The organism is Paraburkholderia caledonica, assembly GCF_000383275.1.
Lineage (GTDB): Bacteria > Pseudomonadota > Gammaproteobacteria > Burkholderiales > Burkholderiaceae > Paraburkholderia > Paraburkholderia caledonica.
Genome location: NZ_KB911034.1, coordinates 1,296,328 through 1,315,464 on the forward strand (window position 1 = coordinate 1,296,328; position 19,137 = coordinate 1,315,464).

The following is a 19,137-nucleotide window of genomic DNA, read 5'->3' on the forward strand; positions in this document are numbered from 1 at the left end:
GTCAGTGTCCGCGCAAGACGAACGGTGTCCCAGTAAGGCGAAGATGCAGGATGACGAGCCAAAGCCGCGGACAATCCGGGGCGACGGCGACTGGCCTCGCGTAGAGGCCCGCAACGTTCGCGTAGCGATCTGCAACGGCAAGGTGGAATGCGGCTTGGGCAACCTGGCGGGCCACGATCACGCCGCCCGCGACCATGGCGAGCGCGGCGAACCGGAAAGCCGCGGAGACAAACAGATGTTGCGCGCCCGGCAGCGCCGCTACCGTCACACAGGCGAGCACGTCGGCTGCGAGAGCCGTGAGCGAGGCCACCATGAGATGGGCTCGCAGCATATCGACGGTGGCTGGCTTCATGGCTTCGTTTCGTGGCCTGATGAACGCATCGTGCGGCTTCTCGCAAGCCAGCAGCGCCCACTCTTCGACGCAATCGTCAGCAAGAAGAATAACGGTCACCATGGCGAGGCATCTGCCGTGAATTCCGTCGATGTACTTACGATTTCGTTTCGGTATTCCGACAACAGAGGGCAATGCAGCGTGCTCATGTCACATGTTCATTTGGCGAATTCATGTTGCCAATACAACAGTAAGCCGTTGATGAGCGATGGTATCGATTCAAGCTGAAGGAAACCTTAAGCAAAACGCGGTATAACGCTGCTAGCGGACCGCATGGCTGACGCTGGAAGCTGCAGCCGCTGGGTTCATTCGCCGGGTTCATTCGATGCGTACCGTCCCACCATAAAAACATCTACGGAATTTCTGCCCTATGCGTGTACTTCTCGTTGAAGACGACGATCTGATCGGCTGCGGGATCGAAGCAGGTTTGCGTCAAGCAGGTTTCACTGTCGACTGGGCGCGAGACGGCCACAAGGCCAGTCTCGCGCTCGACACGACGAGCTATGCGCTCGTCGTGCTCGATCTCGGCCTGCCGCGCGTGTCTGGCATGGACCTGCTCAGACGGCTGCGTGACGCCGGCAATGACGTGCCGGTACTTGTGCTGACCGCGCGCGGTACGGTGGTGGACCGCGTGGGCGGTCTCGAAGCAGGCGCGGACGATTATCTCGGCAAGCCCTTCGACCTCACCGAACTCATCGCGCGTTGCCGCGCGCTGCTGCGACGCGCGCAGGGCCGCAGTGTCGAGCTGATCCGCTATCGGGAGCTCACGGTGAACCCGGCGTCGCAAACTGTGGAGGTGGCAGGCAAACGCGTGTCGCTTACGTCGCGAGAATGGGCGATCCTCATCCAGTTGCTGACGAATCAGGGCATTCCGCAATCGCGCTCGCGTCTCGAAGAAAGCCTGTATGGATGGCAGGAGGAGATTGAAAGCAACGCGATCGAGGTACACGTGTCGAATCTGCGCAAGAAGCTCGGCGCAAACCTCATACGAACCGTGCGCAATATTGGCTACGTGGTGGAGAAACAGTAGATGAGCGCATCCATTCGCCGGCGGCTCATGCTGCTCGTGCTCGCCAGCATTGGGCTCGTGTGGGCGATCGCTCTCGCGTCCAGCTATCGCCAGGCCACGCGCGAAGTCGCGGAGTGGGAGGAAGCCCGGCTCGCGGAAGTCGCACAGATGCTCGCGTTGCTCGACCAGTCGAATCTGGCCACGCTCGCCAATGCGCACATCGACGTGCGCGAGGAAGAACGAGGCGGAGAAACAAGTGCGAACGACACCGACGACGACGATTCGCTGCCGCGCGACGCACTGTTCCAGGTGCGCGCGCGCAATGGCGACGTGATTGCCGGCAGCCCGCCCTTGCGCGCGCTCAACGCGTGGGATTTGCCGGTACCGCCTGTCACCGGCGTGCAGGACGTCGTGCTCGGTGGCCAGACATACCACTCGTTCACGCTGCGGGACACGCCGCTCGGGCACACGGTGCGCGTATTCGAACAGGCCAACACCCGCAGCGATCTGGTGAGCGGCGTCGCAAGCCGCATTGCGCGCCCTGCCTTGATCGCGTTGCCGGTGCTGGCACTGCTCGTGTGGTGGAGCATCGGCTGGAGTCTCGCGCCGCTGCGTATGCTCTCCGATGCGATCCGTTCGCGGGACATCAATCGCCTCGAGCCTGTCGATATCGGCCATGTGCCAATCGAGGTGCGGCCGCTCGTCGACGCGATCAATCTGCTGCTCTCGCGCCTGTTGCATTCGCTCGAACGGGAACGCGCGTTCACTGCCGACGCCGCGCATGAACTCAAAACGCCGCTCGCCGCGATCAAGGTTCAGGCACAAGTCGCGCTGGCCGAACCGGACCCCGCACGTCAGCGGCTCGCCATGGAGCGCGTCGTGCAAGGCGTGGATCGAAGCGCGCGGCTCGCCGAACAATTGCTATTGCTCGCGCGCCTGGACATGCAGGAGAAAATGGCAACGGCACCGCTCGCGCCTGGCGCCGTCGCGAAGAGCGCATTGCTGGCGAACGCGGGCAATGCGCAGCAGAAAAACATTCGCGTGACGCTGAACTGCGACATGCGCGCGGAGATCAATGCGGAGCCCGTGCTGATCGGCATTCTCTTCGACAATCTGCTGGATAACGCGATCAAATACGGGAGCGACGGCGGCACGATCGAGATCGCGGTGCGGCGTGAGAAACAGCACGTTCCGGCGCCACTAAAAGAGCCCCTGAAGGAGCCGCTGCAAGAACCAGCGAAAGGACCAGCGAAAGAGCCGCTATCCGAACGCATTCTGGTGAGCGTGCGCGACGACGGACCAGGCGTTGCGCCAGCAGATCTGGCGCGTCTCACGGACCGCTTCTTCCGCGCAACCGGCAACCAGGCGACCGGCAGCGGCCTAGGCCTGTCGATTGTCGCGCGCATCGCGCAACACTTCGGTGCCACCGTGCGATTCGGCACTGGGCTCGACGGCCGCGGGCTTGCCGTCGACGTATCGTTCCCCGCTTATACGGCGGCCTCGGTCAGATCTTTGAAGCCAGTCGGCTAGCGGCGGTTCGTTTCCCCAGCGACGCTGCCTTCGGCGAGGGGTGCCTGCCGCGTGCTGTGAACGGCGCCGCCGCGCTCACGACGATGCTCTGCCCGGTTCGCCCGCAGCGTCGAAGTGTGCGCGCGATCGCGTTTTGACGTCTCGGCAAACTGCCAGGCGATCAACCCCGGCACGAAGATCAGCAGATCGCGAATCCGGCGTGCGCCCGCAAGCGCCAGACAGGTCGACGGATCGAGACCGAGTGCGCCGCCGATCAGGACGAATCCGCCCTCCTGCACGCCGAGACCGCCCGGCACGAAGAACGCTGCGCTGCTGATTGCCTGGATCAACGACTCGATTACCACGGCTTCGACAAGCGTCACTCGCGCGCCGAGAAAATACAACGCGAGCCAGATTTCGAGCGACGTCAAAAAGCACTGCAGCGGCTGCCAGAAAAACAGATAACGCAGCACTACGCCGCGGCGTCGCCAGATCAGCTTGATTGCCCGATCGATCTGCGCCGACTGCCCCACGAGCGCGGCGAGCTTGCCGCTCGTCATGTGATTGAGCGCGCGCGTCATGCGCTCGAACGGACTGGCGTGCTGCACGAGGGCGAACAACACGAGCAGCGGCGTCAGCACGACCACACCCCACGCGAGTTGCCCGGCGAACCGCAGCGTGTCGGAATGGGCATGTGCGAAAAGAAAGCCGATGCCGACCATCGTAAAGAGCAACTGGCTGATCACCGTCAGCTGCATGTCGACGATGATGCTCCCCACCGCCGTCGACGGCCGCACGCCCCAACGCCTGAGCATGCGAAAAGACACCACTTCTCCGCCGATGCGCGCGACCGGCAACATGCTATTGACGGATTCGCGCACCCACACGAGGTGCAGCATGTTCGCAATGTGCGGCCGGTTTGCGCCACGAATCAGCGAGCGCCAGTCGCAGGCATTGGCGAGCATCGGCAGCACGTGCGCGAGCGCCGCGAGCACGAGCCCCGCGCCGGCCGCGCGCAATGCGCCGAGCACCGCACCCGGGTTGTCCTGCCAGACGAGCCACAGCGACGCGATGAGGCCCGCGAGCGCGGCGACGCGGCCTAAATGCTTCTTCATGCGAAGACCTCGCGCGTGCAAAGGACTCGCCGCTCATCGTTCGATTCGGAAGACCTGCGCGTCATTGCTGCCCTAACCTCCTCTACTTCCGCCGTCTGTTCGCGGCTCATTGTGATTCAGCGCGACTCGTCCCGCGCGGGCGACAACAGGCCGTCACCATCCACCTCGAAGCTGAAGCCCCGCCAGATCACGCGCGAAGAGCCGAAGCTCGCCACGAAAATCGCAAACAACACGATATCCCATATCGGCAGCAGCCACAGCCCGCCATGCGCCTGCTGCAATGCGCGATCGGCGCAAAGCTTCAATGCGAAGCGCGCAAACAGCGCGAGCGCCACGATCCCCCAACTCCATGAAGCGCCAGCCGAGAACACCACCGCGAGCACTGCGAACGCGAGCGGATGCATCAACGCGGAGCCGAGATGGCCGAGCGGATCGACGCTGCGGATCGTCCGGCTCCAGCGCAACTCGTGCGAGACGAGTTGCGCCGCGCTTGCCTCCACGCAAGCGTGCGAGATGGTGAACGGCGGAATCGCCACTTTTTCGCCGATTGCGCGTACCGCTTCGCCTATCGCGTGGTCTTCCGCCAGATGACGTGCGAACGGCAGCATGCCGCCGATCTTGTCGAGCGTGGCGCGCCGCATCGCAATCGTCTGTCCAAAGCAGGGTCGTGCAAGACCGAGCGCGATGCCGGTGACGACTCCCGGCAAAAACTGATAGTGGGTCGCGGCGGCCGACAGGCGCGGCCAGAAGCCGGGCTCGGGCTCGCCGCGATACGCGCACGTCACCAGTCCAACGCCGGGTTTCTCCAGTTCACCGACGATGTGACGCAGATAGTCGGGCCCGACGCCGACATCGCTATCGGCAAACACAAGCACGTCGTGCCGCGCGTGCGGCAGCATATTGACGATGTTGCTGATCTTGCGATTCGGGCCGTACAGGCCGCTGTCGGAAATGACCGTGATGTCGGCCTGTGGATACAGGCGTTGCAATTCGTGGACGGCCTGCAATGCCGGGTCCGCCGGGTCGTGCACGCCGAAAACGAACTGCACGGCGCCAGCGTAGTTCTGCTCGCAGAAACTCGACAGATTGCGCAGCAGCGCACCTTCGCTGCCGTGCAGCGGCTTCACGACCGTTATATCCGGGAAGCTGCCAGGTTCGGCAACCGCACGCGCAAAAAACCGCCCGATCAGCACGCTCGCCACGAGCGTGTAGCCGACGCCGGAAACCGCGCACGCGGCGCATGCATAAGCAATCGCGGCCGCGATCCAATGCGCGGCGTTCACGCCTCGTGAGCGCGCAGGAATCGGAAGAACTCGACGCCTTCGCGCAAGCGCCGTTTCATCATGTCCCAACTGGTCAGCATTTCGCGCACGATTTCCCAGATTTTCGACGGACGGAAATAGAAGCGCTTGTAGAAGTTTTCGAGCTGGTGATAGATCTCTTCGCGCGACAGATGCGGATAGCCGATAGCGGCGAGCTGAACACCTTCTTTACTGACGAGGTTGATCACCTTGTTCTGTTCGAGCCAGCCGTTTTCAACCGCCTGCTCATAAAGGCGAGTACCTGGATACGGCGCGGCAAGCGACACCTGGATGGTGTGCGGATTGATCTGCTTCGCGTATTCGATCGTCTTCTGAATGGTCTCCTGGGTCTCGCCGGGCAAACCCAGAATGAACGTGCCGTGAATCTTGATGCCGAGCTTGCGGCAGTCGTCGCTGAAGCGCCGCGCGATGTCGGTACGCAAACCCTTCTTGATGTTGAGCAGAATCTGATCGTCGCCGGATTCGTAGCCGACGAGCAGCAGCCGAAGGCCGTTTTCCTTCATGATCTTGAGCGTGGCGTACGGCACGTTCGCTTTCGCGTTACACGACCATGTCACGCCGAGCTTGCCGAGACCACGGGCAATCTCCTCGACGCGCGGCTTGAAGTCGGTGAACGTGTCGTCGTCGAACATGATCTCTTTTACTTCGGGCATGTTGTCGCGAATCCACTTCACTTCTTCCAGGACGTTCTCGACCGAGCGCGTGCGATAGCGATGCCCGCCCACTGTCTGCGGCCACAGGCAGAACGTGCACTTCGAGCGGCAGCCGCGTCCCGTGTAGATCGACACATACGGGTGCTTCAGATAGCCGATGAAGTAATTGTCGATCGTCAGATCGCGTTTGTAGACGGGTGCGACGAACGGCAACTCGTCCATGTTCTCGAGGATCGGGCGCGCTGCATTGTGCTCGATCGAGCCGTCCCGCGCGCGATAGCTCAGGCCGAGAATCTCCGCGAATGGCTTGCCCGCAGCGATCTCCGCGCAGGTGAAGTCGAATTCCTCGCGGCAGACGAAGTCGATCGCCTCGCTCGCCGTGAGCGAGTTGTGCGGATCAACGGCGACCTTTGCGCCCACCATGCCGACCAGCAGCGACGGCTTACGCTTTTTCAGGTCTTCTGCGAAAAGCGCGTCGGTCGGGAAAGACGGCGTGCTGGTGTGAATGATCACCAGATCGTATTGCTGCGCAATGTGAAGCGTGGCGTCCACCGACAGCCCATCGGCGGGTGCGTCGAGCACGCGGCTGCCGGGAACCAGTGCCGCCGGTTGCGCAAGCCACGTCGGATACCAGAACGAGCGGACTTCACGCTTTGCCTGATAACGCGAACCGGCGCCACCATCGAAGCCGTCATATGACGGCGCCTGCAAGAACAGAGTTTTCATGGATGCTCCAGCAACCTTGAACAGGCGCTTTCTGTTTTCTGTCGAACAACTGTCGGAGGGGCGCTCGCCGCGGGCGAGCAGAGACATGTATTCGCGCAGATGCTACGGAGCAAAGCTGAAGGAAACCTTAAGCAGAATGACGCGAGCGGACGTTGTCGCGCTCGCATGAACAGGAGGTTTCGGCATGCTTACTAATGACCTGCGATCTACCGGAAACGAAAGCCGGATTAACGCGCAAGGTGTCGTGCCCAATCGAGCCAGCCAAGATTGAGCGCGGCGTTCACGGCGACGCCGAGGGCCGACGCAATGGCCGCGATCATCGTCCAGAATGCGGAGCGCCGCGCGGCCGTTGCGGAGGTATGAGCGGCATTGGCGGCGTCGCGCGACGCGCTGGCCGCCACCTGCGCCACATGGGACGAGGACTCCATTTGCGCAAGCGACTTCAGGGCGAAGCCGCGCTCATCATTGGCCCGCGCCTGTTCCTTTTCAAACAGATAGCGATGACAGAACGGTGTGAGCGGTGCCTCCGGATTTTGCGCAGCGAAGAACTTCGCATACGCTTCGCCGCCGTTGGCGTCGATTTCCTGATAAGCGGATTGTCTGTCCACACGAACCTCGCCTGCGCGCGGCACGCGGCGCCGATCGACGTGCCGGCCATGCGCCGGGAGCGCAAGCCGGCCGCCGCCGCTTCGCTATCGTCTCGCGTGCTGGGCTTGACTCTAGATGGGCTTGATATCCGCTGCCTGCTTGCCCTTGGGCCCCTGCTTCACCTCGAAGCTGACCTTCTGGTTTTCCTGCAACGACTTGAAGCCCTCCGAGCGAATCTCGGAGAAATGGGCAAACAGGTCTTCACCTCCGTCGTCGGGTGTGATGAAGCCGAAGCCCTTCGCGTCGTTGAACCACTTCACTGTACCGGTAGGCATGTCGATTCCTCATGTGCATCTGGTTGACTAAACTGGCAATTCTCGGGCGGGGACTGCCGCTCGACTGTACGCCTGTTTGCGCGGTGTCGCAGCGGCTGCGCTTGCTCCACGAACCTTCCCCCCTTGTCAGGCAGCGAAGTTCCATGGTCCCCGAAACATGCTGAGCAAGAGGCGTGCCTCGCCCGTTCGAATGCGCCCTCCGCCGGTGCGTTTGGAAACAATCAGCTAAGATGTTCGTTATCGGCAGTCCATTCTCGGCAGCGCGGGTTCGGCTCATTCTCCGAACGCCGCGCAGCCTGTCGTTTTCTCATTTACAGGAACCAGCATGGCAATTTCGAGCTATACCGATACCCGACTTCTGATCAACGGCGAATGGTGCGATGCCGCCAGCGGCAAGACGATCGACGTCGTGAACCCCGCCACCGGCCAGGTGATCGGCAAGGTGGCGCACGCAGGCATCGCCGACCTCGATCGCGCGCTGGAAGCGGCGCAACGCGGCTTCGAAGCATGGCGCAAGGTGCCGGCTCATGAGCGCGCCGCGGTGATGCGTAAGGCAGCCGCGCTCGTGCGCGAGCGCGCGTCGGACATTGGCCGTCTCATGACGCAGGAACAGGGCAAGCCGTTCGCCGAAGCGAAGATCGAAGTGCTGGCCGCGGCGGACATCATCGAGTGGTTCGCCGACGAAGGCCGCCGCCTTTATGGCCGCGTCGTGCCCTCGCGCAATCTCGCCGCGCAGCAACTCGTATTGAAGGAGCCGATCGGTCCGGTCGCCGCCTTTACGCCGTGGAACTTCCCGGTCAACCAGATCGTGCGCAAGCTGAGCGCGGCACTCGCGAGCGGCTGTTCGTTCCTCGTGAAGGCGCCGGAGGAAACTCCTGCGTCGCCGGCGGGCCTGCTGCAGGCTTTCGTCGAAGCAGGCGTGCCGGCGGGCACGGTGGGTCTCGTGTTCGGCGATCCCGCCGAAATATCGAGCTACCTGATTCCGCATCCGGTCATCCGCAAAGTCACGTTCACCGGCTCCACGCCGGTCGGCAAGCAACTGGCCTCGCTGGCCGGCGCGCACATGAAGCGCGCCACGATGGAACTGGGCGGTCACGCGCCGGTGATCGTCGCTGAAGACGCCGATGTGGCGCTTGCCGTCAAGGCAGCGGGCGGCGCGAAGTTCCGCAATGCGGGCCAGGTCTGCATTTCGCCCACGCGCTTTCTCGTGCACAACAGCATTCGCGAAGAGTTCGCCGCGGCGCTCGTCAAGCACGCCGAAGGCCTGAAGCTCGGCGACGGTCTTGCGGAAGGCACGACGCTCGGCCCGCTCGCCAATGCGCGCCGTCTGACGGCCATGAGCAAGGTTCTCGACGACGCGCGCAAGACCGGTGCGAAGATCGAGACGGGTGGCGAGCGCGTCGGCTCGGAGGGCAATTTCTTCGCGCCGACGGTGCTGACCAACGTGTCGCTCGAAGCCGACGTGTTCAACAACGAGCCGTTTGGCCCGATCGCGGCCATCCGCGGTTTCGACAAACTCGAAGAAGCGATCGCGGAAGCCAACCGTCTGCCGTTCGGCCTCGCCGGTTACGCGTTCACGAAGTCGTTCAGCAACGTGCATCTGCTGTCGCAGCAACTCGAAGTCGGCATGCTGTGGATCAACCAGCCCGCCACGCCCACGCCGGAAATGCCGTTTGGCGGCGTCAAGGATTCGGGCTACGGCTCCGAAGGTGGCCCGGAAGCAATGGAAGCGTATCTGGTCACGAAGTCCGTGACGGTGATGTCGTCCTAAGGCATCTGGTCGGGCAAGCTGCGCCCGATCGTTGCTAGACGTACAGGGTCCGCGAGGTTACGCTTGCGGACTTTTTTATTGCCACTCGCAAAGGCGTTTTGTGAGCATATGCAACTCACGCTGATCGGAAAGACGGTGGAACTGAGGCCGCTTGAACGCGACCATGCACAAGCGCTGCTCGATGCAGCGGCAGATGGCCAATTGTGGAATCTCAAGCTGACTGTCGTACCCGGCCCCGACACGATCGGCGGCTATATCGACACCGCGTTGGCGGGACGCGATGCGGGAACGGTGATGCCGTTCGTGATCGTGCGCCGCGAAACCGGCACGGTGATCGGCAGCACGCGGTTCTGGAAAATCGACCGCGCGAATCGCAAGCTGGAAATTGGCCACACGTGGCTATGTGCATCCGCCCAACGCTCCGCGGCCAATACGGAGGCGAAATATCTGCTGCTGCGGCACGCATTCGAAGCGATGCAATGCGTGCGCGTGCAATTCACCACTGACGAGCTCAACGACAAATCGCGAGCAGCGATTCTGCGTATCGGCGCGAAGCAGGAAGGCGTGGTCCGCCACGAACGCATCATGCCGGACGGCCGTAAGCGCAATTCGGTGCGCTTTAGCATCATCGACGACGAATGGGCGCAGGTGAAGGCCATGCTGGAAACGAAGCTGGGGCCGCGTTGAAACTCGGCCCCCATGCTTTACCTTATCCCCGGCAACAAGCCTCACACATGCATATCGCTCTCCTTCAGCGGCGGCGCCGCCGGCGCCAGCAACTCTTCGCGCAGCGTGTCGCGCGCGTGATGCCTGCGCACCCATAGCGCGGTCAGCATCGGCACCAGAATCGCGGTGACGAGGCACGCGGTCGCAACCATTGCGGTCGCGGCCGGCACGAGTGGCTTGAAGCTCGGAATCATCTCGCCGATGATCGCCGGATTCGCTACCGCCGCGCCCGCCGTCGACGACGCCGCGAGTCCCGCGGCGCCATTGCCGCCCGCGATCCAGCGGTCCGCGAGAATCAGCGGAATGCCCGTCACGACGATCACCGCGAGACCCAGCAACACGCCTGCCATGCCGCTCTTCGCAATCACGTTGAGGTCGATGCCGTTGCCGAGCGCAAAGCCGAAAAACGGAATCAGCGGATGCACGCAGCGGCCGAAGAACTCGCGCAGATCGCTGTCGATATTGCCGAGCGCAAAGCCAATCAGAAACGGCAGCACAGCGCCGACGAAAAGCCGCGGCTCGAAGAAAGCGACACCCGTCGCGCCCAGAATGATCATGCTCACGAGCGGCCCCGACTCGACCGACATCAGCACGAACGCGCCCGCTTCCTCTTTCGTACCGTATTGCTGCATCACGGCCGCGTAGAGACCGCCGTTGGTCATATCCATCGACGTGGTGATGGCCAGCACGGAGAGCCCGGCAAAGAGCCCTCCTTTGATTCCGTCGATAGGAATGAAATGGGACGCCACGAGCGTCGCGATCCACGCGACCACCATCTTCGTGACGAGCAGCGTGCCCGACTTGCGCAGCACGGTGCCGGTGGCCCGCAAGTCGATCGTCGCACCCATGCAGAAGAACCACACCGCGAGAATCGGCACGGTGCCGGCGATCAATCCGTTGGTGAACGACCCGAAATATTTGCCCGCGCCCGGCGCGAATGTATGAACGCAGGCGCCAAGCAGCAGCGGTACCAGCATCAGCCCGCCAGGAATACGGTCGATGGCTTTCTTGAGCTTCATTGTCTCCTCCGTGGACTTCGCGTCCAGTTTTCGGGTGAATCAGGATAAGAACCGGTCTTGCGCCGACTGCTCCCTTTCGGCGCAATATAGCATCGCAAAAGGAACGTCGTTCCGATTATTTTGCTTTCTAAGGTAATCGTTTACCCCGCTTTGTGACAGTCATCCCAGCAGACCAGTAGCGAGGCGCTGAAAATTTGTGGACCACTGTTCCGAAACCGCGAATAACGCGCTACAGTCGATGCCACACACGTCGCCCGCGCAGCAATGCGCGAGGTCGAGCCAATCGTCGGAGACAGATCGTGGAAGCGAGCATGCAAGTGAGGCAGGCCATAAACAGCGAATACGCCAGGACGCTGGATACCGCCGGATTGCGCAAGGAGTTCCTCGTGGACCAGGTGTTCGAGCGCGACGCGCTGCGGCTCACCTATAGCCACATCGACCGGATCATCGTGGGCGGCGCATGGCCAGTCGCGCGAGCGGTCGAAGTGCCCGGTTCGCTCGGCAAGTCGATCGGCGTCAACTATCTGCTGGAGCGGCGCGAGCTCGGCGCGATCAACATTGGCGGCGATGGCTGGGTCGATGTGGACGGCACGCGCTACACCGTGCGCAATGAGGAAGCGATCTACGTCGGGCGCGGCGCGCAGTCGGTTGCATTCGGCAGCAGCGACGCGTCGCTGCCGGCCAGGTTCTACCTGAACTGCGCGCCCGCCCACGAATCGCACCCGACCCGCACGATCTCGCTTGGCGAGGCGTCGCCGCAAACGCTCGGGGACGCAGCCACGAGCAACCGCCGCACGATCTATAAGTTCATCGTGCCGGAGGTGCTGCCCACCTGCCAGCTTTCGATGGGCATGACCAAGCTCGAACCCGGCAGTTTGTGGAACACGATGCCCTGCCATACGCACGAGCGGCGCATGGAGGTGTATTTCTATTTCAATGTCGCCGACGACGCCGCCGTCTTCCACATGATGGGCGAACCGAATGAGACGCGGCACATCGTCGTGCATAACGAACAGGCTGTGATCTCGCCGAGCTGGTCGATTCACTCGGGCGTCGGCACGCAGGCTTACACGTTCATCTGGGGCATGGTCGGCGAGAATCAGGTATTCAGCGACATGGACCACATCGCCGTGCGCGATCTGAGTTGAGCATGTGCTTCGCGTGTATCGGCCACACCCGCGACCAAAACCTTCGCATATGCAACACACGACATGGGCTCTGACATTGTGACTATCCCGGCAATCAACCGCTCTGCGGCAAATCCGTTCGACCTCGGCGGCAAGGTGGCCATCGTCACCGGCAGCAACACCGGCCTTGGCGCCGGCATGGCGCTCGCGCTTGCCCAGGCAGGCTGCGATATCGTCGGCGTATCGCGGGCCGATGCGGGCGACACGCCGGCGCGTGTCGAAGTGACCGGCCGAAGATTCGCGGACGTGCGAGCCGATCTGTCGTCCACCGCGCCGGTCGAGGACATCGTACGCGCTGCCGTCGAAGCGTTCGGACGCATCGACGTGCTCGTCAACAACGCGGGCATAATTCGCCGCCAGGACGCGCTCGATTTCACCGAGGACGATTGGGACGCGGTCATGGACCTCAACCTGAAAAGCCTCTTCTTTCTCGCCCAGGCCGCCGCCCGGCAGTTCGTCAAACAACAAAGCGGCGGCAAGATCATCAACATCGCGTCGATGCTGTCGTTCCAGGGCGGCATACGCGTCGCGTCCTACACGGCGTCGAAAAGCGGCGTGCTCGGTCTTACGCGTCTTCTCGCAAACGAATGGGCCGCAAAGCGCATCAACGTGAACGCAATCGCGCCGGGCTATATGGCGACGGCGAACACGGCAGCGTTGCGCGAAGACGCGCAGCGCAACGATGAAATCCTGAGCCGCATCCCGGCCGGACGCTGGGGCGCGCCGGACGATCTCGCCGGTCCGGTGGTATTCCTCGCATCGTCCGCGTCGGACTACGTGCACGGGCATACACTGGCAGTAGACGGCGGATGGCTCGCGCGCTGACTCCGCAAAAAGCGCGCGAGACGGTATGCTCCGGGCGTTGTTCACACGCGGTACAGAAAAGAGTTCGATCAGGGAATCACGGAAATGGCAGCAACCGGCAAACAGCGCAAGGGCGACCCCGCAGCCCTCGCGCACGACGTAGAAAGCGTCGAGTGCGGCAACGACAAAGGCGAATCGGCTTCATCCATTGGCCGCGTGTTCGCTCTTCTCGCTGCGATCGGCGACAGCGGACAGATTGGCATCAGCGAGTTGTCGCAACGTCTCGGCATGTCGAAGACCACCGTGCACCGCGTGGTTCAGACGCTGAAGGCACTCGGCTACGTCACGCAGGAAGTCGAGACCGAGCGCTATCGCCTGACCATCCGGTTGTTCGAACTGGGCGCGAAGGCGCTCGAAAGCGTGGATCTGGTGCGCGAAGCCGATGTGGAAATGCGCCGCATCGGCGCGGTGACTCGCGAGGCGGTGCACCTGGGCGCATTCGACGAGGACGCGATCATCTACATCCACAAGATCGACGCCGACTACGGACTGCGCATGCAGTCGCGCATCGGCCGGCGCAATCCGTTGCATAGCACGGCAATCGGCAAAGTGCTGCTCGCATGGATGGACCCCGCCGACGCGCGTGAGGTGCTTTCTCACGTCGAATTCCGTAAGTCGACGCAAAAGACGCTGTCGTCAGCCGAGGCCGTGCTGAGCATTCTGCCGCGCGTTCGCGAGCAAGGTTACGGCGAGGACAACGAAGAACAGGAGGAAGGCTTGCAGTGTCTCGCGGTGCCTGTCTTCGACCGTTTCGGCCGCGTGATCGCGGGACTGTCGGTTTCGTTTCCGACGATGCGCTGCGGCGCCGATACCAAGTCGCACTACGTCGCGCTGTTGAAGCAATCCGGCGAGGCAATTTCGGCGCGACTCGGCTATCGCGAGGAGGCCGCGCCCGAGCACGCGGCCGTGCAGCCCGGCTAAGCGGATACGGATGCGAGTGCAGCGCGCGGCTGCACTCGCAGATGAAATCGAGCACGCTGCGCAACGACGCGGGCTGGACCTTGCATGCTGCGGTAAGTCTGCTGATGGCTGTTCGGCGGAAACCTGTTGCTCACATGCTTATCACGCACGAGGCGGCAATCGCCACGCGCGGTCGCGGTCGCGTTGCGCAAAATGATCGGCATGTCGGCACAGCGTGACACATCAATAGCGCTAAGCCTGCGCCGATACTCAGGCGCACGATTCGCTCAAGGCAGCATTCGCTGCAAAACCAGATCCTTGAGAACGAAGCGATGATAAAGCGCGCCGGCGACATGCAAACCGATCAGGGCCAGCAACGCCCACGCAAGATAACCGTGTATGTCGCCCATTTCATGACCGACGCTCGAGCCCACAGGCGAAATCGACGGATAAGGCAGCAGACCGGCGAGCTTTACCGACCAGCCGCGCGACGATGCATTTGCCCATCCCAGCACGGGCACGATGACGAGCGCAAGGTACAGCAAACCATGCGTGACATGCGAAACGGTGCGAAGCAATGGCGACACAGGTGCGGGCCCAGGCCGATGCGTGAGTCGCCAGACGATTCTCAGAATCACGGCCGCGACCAGGGTCGCGCCCACTCCCAAGTGCCACGCGATTAGCCCTTCGGGCCGGGTGCCCTTGTGAATGTCAGGCATGGTCCAGCCGATTATGAATTGCGCCGTAATCAGCACGACCACGAGCCAGTGAAGGAACTTGGCGACGCCATCATAGCCGGTCGCATAAAGGTGCGAACGGGTATCGACAGATTGCATGCGCATGAGAGGGGCCGTTTCGAAAGCGTCGTGGGGAGCCGCGTTTCGCGGCCGCATGGGAGCCAGTATGCTACGGCGCGAATCTTAAGAAAAGCTGATGTCGCGCCGCGCGCCATTTCCGCTCAGGCATGAACGGCGCCAAGGTTCGACACGAAGCGCCAGTCTGCAACCGAATGTATCTGCGAGGCATACGCGCGGTTCCACGTCATGATGGCCGCTTGCCGGTGTCGGCGGCAGCGAAGTTTCAACGCGCCGCAACTGGTTGAATCCGCAATCACCCGGCGTTTTCGCAACACGCTCAACGGCTTGCCTGTCGCGCGCACCACATCGCAGTTCATTTCAACGCCCTTGCTCACCCTCGCCTGCCCACGTGCCGTGCATTGCTTTCGCGCAATGCTATCGACACGTCCTGTTACACACGAACACAACGGTAATTCCGCCTCTCAGTAGAGTTCGGATCAACAGGAAAAGGAGCAACTCTCATGAAACGAATTTTCGCGCTGGCCATTCTGGCGGTAACGCTCGGCACTGCACTGAGCGGTTGCATCGTGGTCCCGGACGGCGGCGGTTATCACGACCATTATCGTTACCACGATCGTTACTGATCGCGGCATACGCGGACCGTCCACGCTCAATCATAAAAACGCGGGAACCCCCACATGAATCGAACACAAAACCGTTTGCTGTCCATTGCAATCGTCGCGGGTCTTGGTATCGGCGCGTCTACCGCCGCGCTTGCTCACGTCGACGTCGGCGTGAACATCGGCGTGCCCGGTGTCGCGTATGCGCCCGAGCCTGTCTATGCGCCGCCTCCGCCGCCCGTCTATGCGCCGGCGCCACCGGTCGTGGTCGTGAGCCCGGGCTGGTATGGCGAGCGTTACTACGACGGCCACCGTTACTGGGAGCGACGCGAGTGGGAAGAACGTCATCGCGAACGTGAATGGCGTGACGCGCGCGGTCCGCACGGCGACTGGCGTGGACACGGCCACGGCCATGGTGAGTGGCACGGCCACGGCGGCGATGATTGACGCTTGCTGCGCGGCGTTATTGTCGATAAACATCGCGCCGCGCGGCATCGTTTTGCGCGTCAGCACTTTGCAGGAGCGACAGTTTGCTACGCACTGATCTACGGCGAGTCACCGCGCAGCTAGACGGCATGCTCGTCTGCGCGGAATACAGCGAGCAGACCGGCCAATTGTGTTTGCGCCAGGACGGCACACTCGTTCGCGAATGGTTCCCACCGCACTCGTGGACCGCGATTGCGTCGGTGGCGGGCGCGCGGCATTGGGGCACACGTCCCACCGACGACGACCTGCTCGCGTTGCTACGCAACGAGATGACCTTGTTGCGCACACCGCAAGGAAATGCGTCGCAGAAGTAAAAAAGCGCGCAACACTCGATGCGTTGCGCGCTTCCCGACCGGCGTCTCACCGGTCATGTTTCTACCACTTGCGTTGCGGGCCTTGTTTCAAAACTTTTTCCGCAACCGCTTTTCAGCCGCTTACCGCGCGTTGTACACCGGCGGCGAGTACGAACTGAACGTAACGTCACCGCCGCGGCCCGCTTGCCAAGTGCCGTGGCTGCCCGAACCATAGCCGCTGTTATCAGCTCGCGCGAAGCCCTGCTGACCTGCAGCCTCGGTTTGCACAGCCTGCTTGTCCTGCGTCGCAGCTTGCGCAGACGGCTGCGCGAACGAAGCGATCGGTGCGCCAAGCACCGCAGCAATTGCAACAGCCTGAATGAGTGATTTCATTTTGACCACCTCCGGTCATGTCTTCTGCGTATGCTGCAAACGGGATTTGCCTGCAGCGATGAAGGCAGTGTAGGCGCGCGGCGACACAGGATAAATCCGTTAATCCTGAATTCAGTGTTGCGGTTGCGCCGACAATCGGAAGCGGTCGAGTCGAGTTCAGTCCTGCGGCACGGCCACGCCGACGTAATTCTCTGCCATGACGGTAGCCGCCGAGCGAGAAGTCGTCACGTATTCGAGTTCCGCCACCTGAAGCTGGCGCTCGAACGCCGACGCGCCTTCGATACGGTGCATCATGCTCGTCATCCAGTACGAGAAATGCTCCGCGCGCCAGATGCGCTTGAGCGCTGTTTCGCTATAGCCGTCGAGCAGGTCGGTGCGGTTCTCGACATAGAACGCGTTCAACGCTTTCGCGAGCAGACGCACATCGGCGACGGCAAGGTTCATCCCTTTCGCGCCGGTTGGCGGCACGATATGCGCGGCATCGCCCGCGAGAAAGAGCCGGCCATGCTGCATCGTTGCCGACACGAAGCTGCGCATGCCGACAATGTTCTTCTGGAAGATCTTGCCGTCCACCACGTGCTGGCCGTCGTGCGAGTCCACCCGGGCGTGCAGTTCCGCCCAGATGCGATCGTCCGACCAGTTGTCGACGGAGTCCTTCGGGTCGCACTGGAAATACATACGCTGAACGTTGGCCGAGCGCGTGCTGATCAAGGCGAAGCCGCGGTCGTGGCGCGCGTAAATGAGTTCGTCCGACGACGGCGGTCCTTCACACAGGATACCGAACCATCCAAACGGGTACACGCGTTCGAAGTCGCGTCGCAATGCCTGCGGAATTGCCGCGCGCGACACGCCTTGCGAGCCATCGCAACCGATCACGAAGTCGCATGGCAACTCGAACGCTTCGCCTTCGTGACGATAGCGGATCGACGGCTTGTCGGTATCGATGCCGTGCAGCGACGTGTCCGTTACGCCGAAGCGCAACGCCCCGCCCGCGGCGACGCGCGCCGCGACGAGATCCTTGATCACCTCGTGCTGAGCGTAGACGGTGATCGAATGACCGGTCAGTGCGGTGAGATCGATCCGCCGACGCTTGCCTTCGAACGCCAGTTCGAAGCCATGGTGCAGCGCGCCTTCCGCCTTCATGCGCTCGCCGACGCCGGCTTGGCTGAGAAGATCCATCGTGCCCTGCTCGAGCACGCCGGCACGGATCGTCGATTCGATTTGCTCACGCGTGCGCGTCTCGAGCACGACCGATTCGATACCGCGCAAATGAAGAAGATGTGAAAGAAGCAGGCCCGCGGGCCCGGCGCCGATGATGCCAACCTGGGTACGCATGATGTGTCTCCTGAGTACAAGTTTGATTTGCGCCCAGTTTGACGATCGGCCCTGCTATCGCGCAACGCGATATGCGAGATACCCTCTATCCATTTTCGCGATAAGGCATCTGTAGTTCAAGCATTGCTGAATTGCGCAAATACCGCGCGACGCCCTACTGACGCCGCTCGCGGCGCGGCCATTCGCCATGCGGTCCGAGCCCGCACTGAACGGGCACTCAAGGTAAACCCCGAGCGCTGTCAGTCGCAGCGTTCAGGCAAGAAACAGCCGATACACCGAATTGTGCGTCTCTTCCCAATGCGGATATCCCAGTGTCGCGAGGAAGCGCTCGAACTCGGCGTTGTCCGTCTGCGGCACCTGAATGCCGACGAGAATCGAGCTGTAGTCCGCGCCCTGATTACGGTAGTGGAAAAGGCTGATGTTCCAGTCAGGCGCCATCGACGAAAGAAACTTCATCAGCGCGCCCGGTCGTTCGGGAAACTCGAAGCGAAACAGGCGTTCGTCGTGTGCGAGCGGCGAGCGGCCGCCGACCATGTAACGGATATGCTGCTTCGAGAGTTCATCGAACGTCAGATCGACGGTGGCAAAGTTGTGCGCCTCGAAGGCGCCCGCAATCTGCGCCGATTCGCTGCGGTTCCGGATCTGCACGCCCACGAAAATGTGCGCGGACTCGGCCTGCGCGATCCGGTAATTGAATTCGGTGACGCTGCGCGTGCCCACCAGTTCGCAAAAGCGCCTGAAGCTGCCGCGCTCTTCGGGAATCGTCACCGCGAACACCGCCTCGCGCGCCTCGCCCACTTCCGCGCGCTCGGCCACGAAACGCATGCGGTCGAAGTTCATGTTCGCGCCCGACGTAATCGCGATCAGCGTCTGGTTCTCGACCCCTTCGCGCTCCGCATACTGTTTGGCGCCCGCCACAGCGAGCGAGCCCGCCGGTTCGAGCACGCTGCGGGTGTCCTGAAAGACGTCCTTGATCGCGGCGCACAGCGCGTCGGTGTTCACGAGCAGCACGTCGTCCAGATATTCGCTGCACAGGCGGAAGGTTTCTTCGCCGACGAGCTTCACCGCGGTGCCGTCGGAGAACAGGCCGACCTCGTT

General features: G+C 62.4%; 21 protein-coding genes. 10 read left to right on the top strand and 11 right to left on the bottom strand.

Going from position 1 to position 19,137, the window contains the following annotated elements; genetic code table 11:
• Nucleotide 1: 1 nt before the first annotated feature.
• Complete coding sequence (locus tag H281_RS0105960) at nt 2-352, bottom strand: hypothetical protein (RefSeq protein ID WP_027804334.1); 351 nt, start codon at nt 350-352, stop codon at nt 2-4.
• A 409-nt stretch (nt 353-761) separates the two neighbouring features.
• Between H281_RS0105960 and H281_RS0105970 the strand changes: the two genes are divergently transcribed.
• Together H281_RS0105970 and H281_RS0105975 are read left to right on the top strand one after the other, a co-directional pair.
• Entirely contained in the window at nt 762-1,421 is a 660-nt protein-coding gene (locus tag H281_RS0105970) for a response regulator (RefSeq protein ID WP_020066169.1), read from the top strand.
• Complete coding sequence (locus tag H281_RS0105975; RefSeq protein WP_020066170.1) at nt 1,422-2,930, top strand: ATP-binding protein; 1,509 nt, start codon at nt 1,422-1,424, stop codon at nt 2,928-2,930.
• Here the strand turns inward: H281_RS0105975 and H281_RS0105980 are convergent.
• The 5 genes from H281_RS0105980 to H281_RS0106000 form a co-directional block, all read right to left on the bottom strand.
• Entirely contained in the window at nt 2,927-4,024 is a 1,098-nt protein-coding gene (locus H281_RS0105980) for a lysylphosphatidylglycerol synthase domain-containing protein (RefSeq protein WP_020066171.1), read from the bottom strand. The two genes, H281_RS0105975 and H281_RS0105980, sit on opposite strands and share 4 nt — an antisense overlap.
• A gap of 116 nt (nt 4,025-4,140) precedes the next feature.
• Entirely contained in the window at nt 4,141-5,307 is a 1,167-nt protein-coding gene (gene hpnI / locus H281_RS0105985; protein WP_020066172.1) for a bacteriohopanetetrol glucosamine biosynthesis glycosyltransferase HpnI, read from the bottom strand.
• Nucleotides 5,304-6,725, bottom strand: coding sequence for a hopanoid biosynthesis associated radical SAM protein HpnJ (gene hpnJ / locus H281_RS0105990; RefSeq protein ID WP_020066173.1), 1,422 nt, complete (start codon nt 6,723-6,725; stop codon nt 5,304-5,306). The genes hpnI and hpnJ overlap by 4 nt, the downstream gene beginning before the upstream one ends.
• Nucleotides 6,726-6,952: 227 nt before the next feature.
• Nucleotides 6,953-7,333: a hypothetical protein gene (locus H281_RS0105995; RefSeq protein ID WP_020066174.1), complete on the bottom strand. Its 381-nt coding sequence runs from the start codon at nt 7,331-7,333 to the stop codon at nt 6,953-6,955.
• 111 nt (nt 7,334-7,444) lie between these two features.
• Nucleotides 7,445-7,648 (bottom strand): cold-shock protein, encoded by a 204-nt coding sequence (locus H281_RS0106000; RefSeq protein WP_006052818.1) that lies wholly within the window; start codon nt 7,646-7,648, stop codon nt 7,445-7,447.
• A gap of 325 nt (nt 7,649-7,973) precedes the next feature.
• On the opposite strand from H281_RS0106000, the gene H281_RS0106005 reads away from it, so the two are divergent.
• Both H281_RS0106005 and H281_RS0106010 read left to right on the top strand, forming a co-directional pair.
• A complete protein-coding gene (locus tag H281_RS0106005) occupies nt 7,974-9,419 on the top strand; it encodes an NAD-dependent succinate-semialdehyde dehydrogenase (RefSeq protein WP_020066175.1) in 1,446 nt (481 codons plus the stop codon).
• 108 nt (nt 9,420-9,527) lie between these two features.
• A complete protein-coding gene (locus H281_RS0106010) occupies nt 9,528-10,106 on the top strand; it encodes a GNAT family N-acetyltransferase (protein WP_020066176.1) in 579 nt (192 codons plus the stop codon).
• Nucleotides 10,107-10,147: 41 nt separating this feature from the next.
• On the opposite strand, the gene kdgT is transcribed toward H281_RS0106010, so the two are convergent.
• On the bottom strand, nt 10,148-11,164 hold the full coding sequence (kdgT, locus tag H281_RS0106015) for a 2-keto-3-deoxygluconate transporter (protein ID WP_020066177.1): 1,017 nt from the start codon (nt 11,162-11,164) through the stop codon (nt 10,148-10,150).
• Nucleotides 11,165-11,475: 311 nt separating this feature from the next.
• Between kdgT and kduI the strand changes: the two genes are divergently transcribed.
• The 3 genes from kduI (at nt 11,476) to kdgR (ending at nt 14,136) form a co-directional block, all read left to right on the top strand.
• Entirely contained in the window at nt 11,476-12,312 is an 837-nt protein-coding gene (gene kduI, locus H281_RS0106020; RefSeq protein WP_027804336.1) for a 5-dehydro-4-deoxy-D-glucuronate isomerase, read from the top strand.
• A gap of 63 nt (nt 12,313-12,375) precedes the next feature.
• Nucleotides 12,376-13,176 carry a 2-dehydro-3-deoxy-D-gluconate 5-dehydrogenase KduD gene (kduD, locus tag H281_RS0106025; RefSeq protein ID WP_020066179.1) on the top strand — a complete coding sequence of 267 codons (801 nt, stop codon included), beginning with the start codon at nt 12,376-12,378 and terminating at the stop codon, nt 13,174-13,176.
• An 84-nt stretch (nt 13,177-13,260) separates the two neighbouring features.
• Nucleotides 13,261-14,136, top strand: a complete 876-nt coding sequence (gene kdgR, locus H281_RS0106030) for a DNA-binding transcriptional regulator KdgR (RefSeq protein ID WP_020066180.1) — start codon at nt 13,261-13,263, stop codon at nt 14,134-14,136.
• A gap of 266 nt (nt 14,137-14,402) precedes the next feature.
• Here kdgR and H281_RS0106040 read toward each other — a convergent pair whose 3' ends face one another.
• Nucleotides 14,403-14,957 carry a cytochrome b gene (locus H281_RS0106040; RefSeq protein WP_020066182.1) on the bottom strand — a complete coding sequence of 185 codons (555 nt, stop codon included), beginning with the start codon at nt 14,955-14,957 and terminating at the stop codon, nt 14,403-14,405.
• 476 nt (nt 14,958-15,433) lie between these two features.
• Here H281_RS0106040 and H281_RS37475 point away from each other — a divergent pair, with 476 nt between their 5' ends.
• The 3 genes from H281_RS37475 (at nt 15,434) to H281_RS0106060 (ending at nt 16,332) form a co-directional block, all read left to right on the top strand.
• Complete coding sequence (locus tag H281_RS37475; RefSeq protein WP_020066184.1) at nt 15,434-15,556, top strand: hypothetical protein; 123 nt, start codon at nt 15,434-15,436, stop codon at nt 15,554-15,556.
• Between the two features lie 54 nt (nt 15,557-15,610).
• Nucleotides 15,611-15,979: a hypothetical protein gene (locus H281_RS0106055; protein ID WP_020066185.1), complete on the top strand. Its 369-nt coding sequence runs from the start codon at nt 15,611-15,613 to the stop codon at nt 15,977-15,979.
• Between the two features lie 83 nt (nt 15,980-16,062).
• Nucleotides 16,063-16,332, top strand: a complete 270-nt coding sequence (locus tag H281_RS0106060) for a hypothetical protein (RefSeq protein WP_027804338.1) — start codon at nt 16,063-16,065, stop codon at nt 16,330-16,332.
• A gap of 120 nt (nt 16,333-16,452) precedes the next feature.
• Here the strand turns inward: H281_RS0106060 and H281_RS0106065 are convergent, their stop codons facing one another.
• The 3 genes from H281_RS0106065 to ilvA form a co-directional block, all read right to left on the bottom strand.
• Nucleotides 16,453-16,704: a hypothetical protein gene (locus tag H281_RS0106065; RefSeq protein WP_020066187.1), complete on the bottom strand. Its 252-nt coding sequence runs from the start codon at nt 16,702-16,704 to the stop codon at nt 16,453-16,455.
• A gap of 156 nt (nt 16,705-16,860) precedes the next feature.
• Nucleotides 16,861-18,039, bottom strand: coding sequence for a 4-hydroxybenzoate 3-monooxygenase (locus tag H281_RS0106070; RefSeq protein WP_020066188.1), 1,179 nt, complete (start codon nt 18,037-18,039; stop codon nt 16,861-16,863).
• A 252-nt stretch (nt 18,040-18,291) separates the two neighbouring features.
• On the bottom strand, nt 18,292-19,137 hold an 846-nt coding region (gene ilvA, locus H281_RS0106075; RefSeq protein ID WP_020066189.1), incomplete at its 5' end, for a threonine ammonia-lyase, biosynthetic.